The sequence below is a fragment of the Streptomyces sp. NPDC127197 genome, from assembly GCF_042672405.1.
Taxonomy (GTDB): Bacteria; Actinomycetota; Actinomycetes; order Streptomycetales; family Streptomycetaceae; genus Streptomyces; species Streptomyces flavusporus.
Genome location: NZ_JBHXVG010000007.1, coordinates 324,157 through 330,945, shown reverse-complemented (window position 1 = coordinate 330,945; position 6,789 = coordinate 324,157). Strand labels below are relative to the sequence as shown.

The window sequence follows — 6,789 nt, the reverse complement described above, 5'->3', positions numbered from 1 at the left end:
TCCCGTGGGCTGTACGGCTTGGTCATGTAGTCGTCCGCGCCGAGTTCCAGGCCGAGCAGCACGTCGTCCTCGGTGGAGCGGGCGGTGAGCATGAGGACCGGTATGTCCCCGTGCCGGCGCAGCACACGGCACACGCCGAGACCGTCGACCTTGGGCAGCATCAGGTCCAGGACGACCAGGTCGGGTCGGTGGCTTTCGGCTGCGTCGATGGCAGCCCGGCCGTCAGTGACCACGACGGGGTTGTGGCCGTCCTGAAGCAGCAGCCGTCGTATCAACTCGGCCTGCATCTCATCGTCTTCCGCAATCAGAATATGCGCGCACACGCAGCCGACTCTAAGCGTGAGCAATCGGCTTCCAGGACCGGGTGAGGGGCTTCCCACACCCTGACGACTTCCTGATATCCGCATGTCGGCACGGCGTCCGAACCGGTCCGACGTCGTGAGTCGGAGCTGATCAGTTCCTCACAAGTCCCGTTCAGGCTGATGGCCATGGCTACTTCGTCAATCCGTCGCCTGTCGCGACTGCGGCTTCCGGCAACGATCTCCACTGTCCCGGCCCTGAACCGTCTGGGGATACCGGCCGTCCTGGCTCTGTCCGTCACCCTCGCCGGGTGCGCGGGGACGGGCGTCGAGACGGCCGACGCTGCCCGGCCGGCGTCCGCCGGCACGGCACAGGCCATGCCCGGGCGGACATCCGCGGACAGCGCAGCGTCCGCCGCGTCCGTCCCCGAGCAGCTACCGGGCCTGGGTCCGCGGACGCTGGCCGACGTCCCCGCGAACGCGCGCCAGGTGGTGCTGGTCACCGGCCGGGGCAAGAACTCCTCGGAGTCAGAGGTGGTGCTGTACGAGCGCACCGGCGCGAGTTGGGAGCCGGGGGCCACCTGGCCGGCCCACAACGCTCTCAAGGGCTGGACGGACGACCACCGCCTCGGTGACCTCCGGTCGCCCATCGGCGTGTTCTCCCTCACCGACGCCGGCGGACTGCTCCCCGATCCCGGCACCGAACTGCCCTACGACCAGTCGCAGAGCTTCACCATCGGCGGCACGGGCTTCGAGGGCGAACCGCTCGCGGGATCCTTCGACTACGTCGTCGCGATCAACTACAACCGCAAGCCCGGAACCTCCCCCCTCGACTGGACCCGCCCTCTCGGCGCCGGCAGGGGCGGCGGCATCTGGCTGCACGTCGACCACGGCGGGCCCACGCACGGCTGTGTGAGCATGGCGCAGCAGCACATGAGGGAACTCCTGCGCACCCTCGACCCCGAACAGCACCCGGTGATCGTCATGGGGGACGCCGCATCCCTCAAACGCTGACGCGACCCGTCACCCTGCCGGGCGGCGGTACACGCCGTACCAGTAGCCACGGGCCAGCTCGCGGGCCACGGCGGCGTCGTCGCTGCCGTCGCCGCCCGCCACCTGCTGCGCGATGACCTGACCGCCTCCTTGGACGATCACCTTGGCCGCGAGTCCGGGGTCGATGTCCGCGGGGGTACGGCCGGCCCGCTGCTCCTCTTGCAGGACCGTCACGAGGTTGTCGATGAAGCGGTCCTGGTCGGCGGTCCACGCCTCCCGGACCAAGGGGTCGTACGCGGCCACCTCATTGATCGCCGCGAGCAGGGCCGCATGTTCGCGGTAATGGCGCAGGATGAGCTCATACGTACGGGCCAGGCCGTCCAGGCCGCCGTCGGGGCCGGTCGGCCGCCAGGACGCCGCGATCGCGTAGCTCTCCTTCTTGAGGGAGCCGCTCAGCCGGAGCAGCACGTCGACTTTGTCACGGAAGTACAGATAGAACGTCGAACGAGAGATCCCCGCAGCGTGCGCGATCTGCTCCACGCTCAGCTCGGTGTAGGTCACACCGCCGCGCAGACACTCCTCGATCACGGCCAGGATCCGCTTTTCGAGGGCGGCCCGCCGGTCGGCCGCACTGGAGGGTCGTCGCGTGGTGGAAGGCATACACGCATCCTAAGGAACCGGACGGGCGCGGTGTGTCTGCAGGTCACCGGTGAACGGTCCTGCCCACACCGCGCCGAGCGCTCGCCGCCGCGGGGTCGGGTTCAGAGCATCAGGCTCACCCGCTCGCTGACGCCCAGGAGGGACTTGCCGTATACCTCCAGGCCGACCGCCGGGACCAGGCCGGCATGCCGCGCCGCGACATTGGCGTCACGCCAGACGCGCTGCAGCGGGCCGGCGTCGGCGAACGAGGACGCGCCATGCACATTCAGCAGGGTGCCGATCGCCTCGAGCACCTGCTGTGCGGCGAAGCCGGCCCGTGCCCTGACGTGCGCACGTGCGGCGTAGTCCAGGGGAGCGCCGGAGGATGCGGCCCGGTCCACCTCGTCCACGGCCCGGTAGGTGTGCAGGCGGGCGGTCTCCAGCTTCAGCGCCGCCTCGGCCGTCTGCAGCTGGACGCCCACCGAGTCCGCCTGCCGGCTGTGGACGGTGAACGACAGCGGCTTCGCCGCGGCGGCCTCCACCACCACGTTCATGGCGGCCTTCCCCAGTCCGAGCAGCGGTCCGACCAGGCACAGCAACAGCATGGGCCCGAACGTCGAGCCGTACAGCGTCTCGTCCCGGGACGCGCGCGGATACACGCCCTCCGCAGCCGCGGGAACCGACAGCACACGGTGCTCGGGCACGAACACATCCCGCCCTGTCAGGGTGTTGCTGGCGGTCGCCTTCATGCCCGCGGTGTGCCAGGTGTCCTCGACATCCAGGTCCGAGGCAGGGATCAGCACGAGCGCCTGGTCCGTGACCGCTCCGTTGTCGTCCTTCAGCAGTGCACCGACCGCAGCCCAAGTGGCGTGCGGCGCACCGGAGTTGTACGACCACCTCCCGCTGACGCGCCAGCCGCCGGGCACCCGCTCCCCCATGCCCGCCGGCGCGGCCACGCCGGTCACGCGCGCATCCGGATCGGCCCCGAACACCTCCTCCTGGGCCTTGTCCGGGAAGAGGCATGCCAGCCAGTTGGTCACCGAGATGATCATCCCGACCCAGGCCGCCGAGCCGTCGCCCTCCCCGAGGGCCTCGGAGACTTCGGTCAGGGTCCGCAGGTCGGTCTCGTAGCCGCCGTACCGCCTGGGAGTGAGCAGCCGGAAGACGCCCGCCTCGGTCAGGGCGTCGACGACCTCCGCCGGCAGGACGCGCTCCGACTCACCGCGCGCCGCCTGGTCCCGCAGCAGCGGCTGCAGGGCGATGGCCCGTCCGACGAGTTCGGCCCTGATCTCTTCCCTGAAGGGCGCGCCCGTCTCCTCCTGGCCGATGTTGCTGTTCACGACGTTCTCCTTGTGCACGGTTCCGACGCGAGGGCGATCTCCGACAGAAGAGCAGCGAGCTCCCCCGGCTTGGAAAGGAAGGGCGAGTGGCTGCTCTTGATGCGGTGGACCGCACCGGACCTGGCCGCCAGCGTCTGCTGGTTCTGCACAGGCAGGGCCCGGTCGTCCTCGCAGACGATGTACGTCGACGGGACGGTGTGCCACCCGGCCCGGGTCAGCGCGTCCCTGAAGGACTGTGCGCTCTGCGGCACCAGCCGCGCGGCGGCCTGCTCGGCCTCGGACCGAGGCACGTCACCGTAGAACAACCCGACCGGATCCTCCGGTACGGCCTCGACATCGCGCGGCCCCGGCGAAGCGGGCGCGCCATGGAACCCCAGGAGACTCTCACCGACATCGAGCTGGTACGCCGCCAGGTAGACGATCCGCGACACGTTCCCGGCCTGGGCGACGGCCTGGCTGACCGGTATACCGCCGTAGGAGTGCGCGACGACCACGACCGGGCCCTCGATGCGCTCCAGCTCTCCGAGCACCACCTGCGCGTCGTCCTGCACTCCCGCCCGCCCGCCGGCACTGGGCAGATCGACCGCTCGCGTGCGCCACCCCTCGGCATGCAGTACCGACGCCAACTTCTCCCAGCACCACCCGCCGTGCCATGCCCCATGCACCAGGAGCAGGGTCGGACGGGAAACCCCATCAACCACGAAAAATCCGCTTTCAGATCAGTCAGAAACAGCAGGCGCCCCACAGCGCTCACGGAGGACCCTAAAGGTCATCGGACACCCTGTCCAACGCCATGTCCACAAGTGGCGATCATCGCCTGGGCCGGCCTTGACGGGATCACCTGAGGGTCAGCGCAGAACAAGCAGGACGGCCAGCGCGATGAGCAGCGAGTCGATCCGGTCCAGCAGGCCGCCGGAGCCGGGTAGCCAGCGGCCGGCGTCCTTCACCTGCGCACCTCTTTTGATCATGGATTCGAGAAGGTCGCCGGCCGGGCCGCCGACCGCCACCGCCACCGCCATCGGCCAGCTCAGCGCGGACAGCACGGCGAGCACGCCGAGACCGGCCGCGGCCCCGGCCAGGGTGCCGCTCCACCGCTTGGCCGGTGACAGTGGCGACAGCCGCGGCCCACCCAGCCGTTGACCGGCAAAGTACGCCGCGATGTCGGCGACCGAGACCGCCATGAACAGCGCAAGCGCACTCGCCCCGAGCGGCACCAGCGCGGCCAGCACACTCAGCCAGGCAAGGCCCAGCAGGCCGGCGCCGAGCCGGCGCAGGCCGTGCTCGGAGTCGCCGGCCAGGAGCGGCACCGCGGCCACCGCGAGCGCCCCGATCGCCACCACCCGGAGCACCTGTCCGGGCGCCAACCAGGCGGCCAGCACCACACCTGCCACCGCCGCGGCCAGCACCGCCCGGTCGGCCCAGCCCAGCAGCATCAGCCCGCCGAACTCCAGCACCGCAATCACCCCGACCGCGATGGCGAGGCCCGCGGCGCCCGGTCGGCCCAGCCAGAACGCACCGGTGACCAGTGGCACTCCGACCGCCCAGGCGCACCACCGGATCAGCAGCTCGCGGCGCCGGGACGCCGCCACCGCAATGCCGCCCAGCGCCAACGCCCCACCGAGGTAGGGCGCCAGGGAGGCCGCGGTGATCATCGAGTGGATCCGGCGACGGGCACGTCCTCAGGCATCTCACGCATCTCAGGCCTCGAGACGAGCGAGGCCGAACGCGGCCGCAGTACGTCCAGGGCGGCCTGACACGCCGCCACGAGGCGCGCATTCTCGGCGGTGTCCCTGACCGCGATGCGCACGGTGCGCCCCTGGTACTCCGACGACAACGGCGACAGGTCGCGCAGGTAGACGTCGTGGCGGCGGCACTCGTTCACCAGTTGTGCGGCACTCGGCCCGCCGGACGGCAGGGTCACGGTGAGGAAGTTCGCCACGGCCTCCTCGACCACCACGGCCTCGTCCAACCCGGCCAGGTCGGCGGCCAGTTGCCGGCGCAGCTCGTGGGTGCGACGCCAGCAGTCGCTGTAGTACGCCGGGTCGCGCAGGGCTGCCACCGCGGCCAGCTGCGTCGGGAGGCTGACCGGCCAGGGCGGCGTCCAACGGCGCAGCTGCGACGCGGTGTTCGGCTCGGCCACCAGGTACGCGGCCCGCATGCCGGACAGCGCATACATCTTGGACAGTGAGGTGCAGACCACCACCTGCGGGTCCGTCGCGGCGAGGCCGGCGAGCGACTCGTTCAGGTCGACATAGCCCAGGTATGCCTCGTCGATCCACCAGCGGGTCCGGGCCGGTGCGGCGGCGATCACCGAGCGCAACTCAGCGGCCGGCGCGTGGCGTCCGGTCGGGTTGTTCGGGTTGACCACCACCACGAGGTCGTAGCGGCCGGACCCGACGGCAGCGGACAGCCGGGCCGGATCGATCCGCCAGCCTTCTTCACGACGCAACCGGAACCGGTCCACCCGGCATCCGATCACCCTCTCCGTGACGTGGGCGTATTCGCCGTAGCCCGGGTCTGTCAGCAGCACCCTGCTCTGCGGGGTCAGCCACTGGCCAAAGGCCCTGAAAATCAAGTCGGATGAACCGGCGCCGACCGCGAGCGTCTCCGCGGGCAGCGCCCGTGCCGTGGCGATTTCCGCCAGCAGGCCCTCGGCGCCGGTCGGCGGCGAGGTCCGGGCGGCCCAGGCCGGATCTTCCGTGAGCGCCGCCCGCACCCCGGGGGCCGGCGGGAACCAGGCGTCCAACACGTCGGCCGCGACCACCTGATGACGCCGGTCCAGACTGCGGAAGTCCGTGCCGATGGCGGTGAACGAGGCGCCGCCGTGTTCGCAGCCGTCCGGCCGGGGTGCGAACGGCACGTCCAACTGCCAGTCCACTGCGGACCGCAGACGCTCCAGCGTGGTGCGGTAACGGTCCATCGTGACCTTCGTCAGCTCGGTCACGCTGCCGGTCAGCACCTCGAAGGTCAACGCGCCGCTGTGGACGGTACGGCCGACCGGGCGCAGGCCGGCGGCCAGGTACATGTCGAGCAGTTCGGTGCGCCCCATCGCCACCACCCGGCGACCGCCCCGGGCGGCGATCCAGCGCAGCGCCGCGTACATCAGCAGCGGGGCCGCTGCGGTGGCCCGCCAGCGCGGCTCGACGGTGAGAATGCGCACCTCGAACACATCGTCCTCGGTCAGCAGCGGCAGCTCGTCGCGAGTCAGGTACTTGTCCAGCGCGTACCGCCCCAACCAGGGCGGCGTCAGACTGACAAAGCCGATGCGGTCCGCTCCGCGCGCCGCGACCAGGTAGACGTTGTCGCCGTCCAGCCCGTCGCGAAGCCGCCCGGCCGGATCCGGCACATGCTGGCCCAACTCCTGTGCGTACACCCGGTGACGCAGTTCGTAGATCCACTCCAGATCCTCCGGAGTGGCAGCGCACAGCTGCAGGTCACGGCCCATAAACACCTCTCTCGACGCGGGGAGCACTCCATCGTGGGCAACACGGACCGGCCACGTCAGAGCCAAGCGACAC

7 protein-coding genes are annotated in these 6,789 nt (G+C 70.8%); 1 reads left to right on the top strand and 6 read right to left on the bottom strand.

Annotation, left to right across the window (positions count from 1 at the left end; genetic code table 11):
• Nucleotides 1-323, bottom strand: a 323-nt coding sequence (locus tag ACFVJQ_RS14650) for a response regulator (protein WP_385783804.1), incomplete at its 3' end; no start/stop codon positions are given.
• A gap of 165 nt (nt 324-488) precedes the next feature.
• On the opposite strand from ACFVJQ_RS14650, the gene ACFVJQ_RS14645 reads away from it, so the two are divergent.
• A complete protein-coding gene (locus tag ACFVJQ_RS14645; protein WP_385783802.1) occupies nt 489-1,313 on the top strand; it encodes a L,D-transpeptidase family protein in 825 nt (274 codons plus the stop codon).
• A gap of 9 nt (nt 1,314-1,322) precedes the next feature.
• Here the strand turns inward: ACFVJQ_RS14645 and ACFVJQ_RS14640 are convergent, their stop codons facing one another.
• The 5 genes from ACFVJQ_RS14640 to ACFVJQ_RS14620 form a co-directional block, all read right to left on the bottom strand.
• Complete coding sequence (locus ACFVJQ_RS14640; protein ID WP_224740438.1) at nt 1,323-1,952, bottom strand: TetR/AcrR family transcriptional regulator; 630 nt, start codon at nt 1,950-1,952, stop codon at nt 1,323-1,325.
• A 101-nt stretch (nt 1,953-2,053) separates the two neighbouring features.
• Nucleotides 2,054-3,271, bottom strand: coding sequence for an acyl-CoA dehydrogenase family protein (locus ACFVJQ_RS14635; protein ID WP_385783799.1), 1,218 nt, complete (start codon nt 3,269-3,271; stop codon nt 2,054-2,056).
• Nucleotides 3,268-3,936 (bottom strand): alpha/beta fold hydrolase, encoded by a 669-nt coding sequence (locus tag ACFVJQ_RS14630; protein WP_385516121.1) that lies wholly within the window; start codon nt 3,934-3,936, stop codon nt 3,268-3,270. Before ACFVJQ_RS14630 ends, ACFVJQ_RS14635 begins: the two co-directional genes overlap by 4 nt.
• 183 nt (nt 3,937-4,119) lie before the next feature.
• On the bottom strand, nt 4,120-4,923 hold the full coding sequence (locus ACFVJQ_RS14625; RefSeq protein ID WP_385516122.1) for a phosphatidate cytidylyltransferase: 804 nt from the start codon (nt 4,921-4,923) through the stop codon (nt 4,120-4,122).
• Nucleotides 4,920-6,716: an aminotransferase class I/II-fold pyridoxal phosphate-dependent enzyme gene (locus tag ACFVJQ_RS14620; RefSeq protein ID WP_385783795.1), complete on the bottom strand. Its 1,797-nt coding sequence runs from the start codon at nt 6,714-6,716 to the stop codon at nt 4,920-4,922. Before ACFVJQ_RS14620 ends, ACFVJQ_RS14625 begins: the two co-directional genes overlap by 4 nt.
• Nucleotides 6,717-6,789 lie beyond the last annotated feature (73 nt).

Excerpts from the sequence above, each read along its gene's own strand:
- ACFVJQ_RS14645 (WP_385783802.1), top strand. The coding sequence starts at position 489 with ATGGCTACTTCGTCAATCCGTCGCCTGTCGCGACTGCGGCTTCCGGCA.
- ACFVJQ_RS14620 (WP_385783795.1), bottom strand. The coding sequence starts at position 6,716 with ATGGGCCGTGACCTGCAGCTGTGCGCTGCCACTCCGGAGGATCTGGAG.
- ACFVJQ_RS14625 (WP_385516122.1), bottom strand. The coding sequence starts at position 4,923 with ATGATCACCGCGGCCTCCCTGGCGCCCTACCTCGGTGGGGCGTTGGCG.
- ACFVJQ_RS14640 (WP_224740438.1), bottom strand. The coding sequence starts at position 1,952 with ATGCCTTCCACCACGCGACGACCCTCCAGTGCGGCCGACCGGCGGGCC.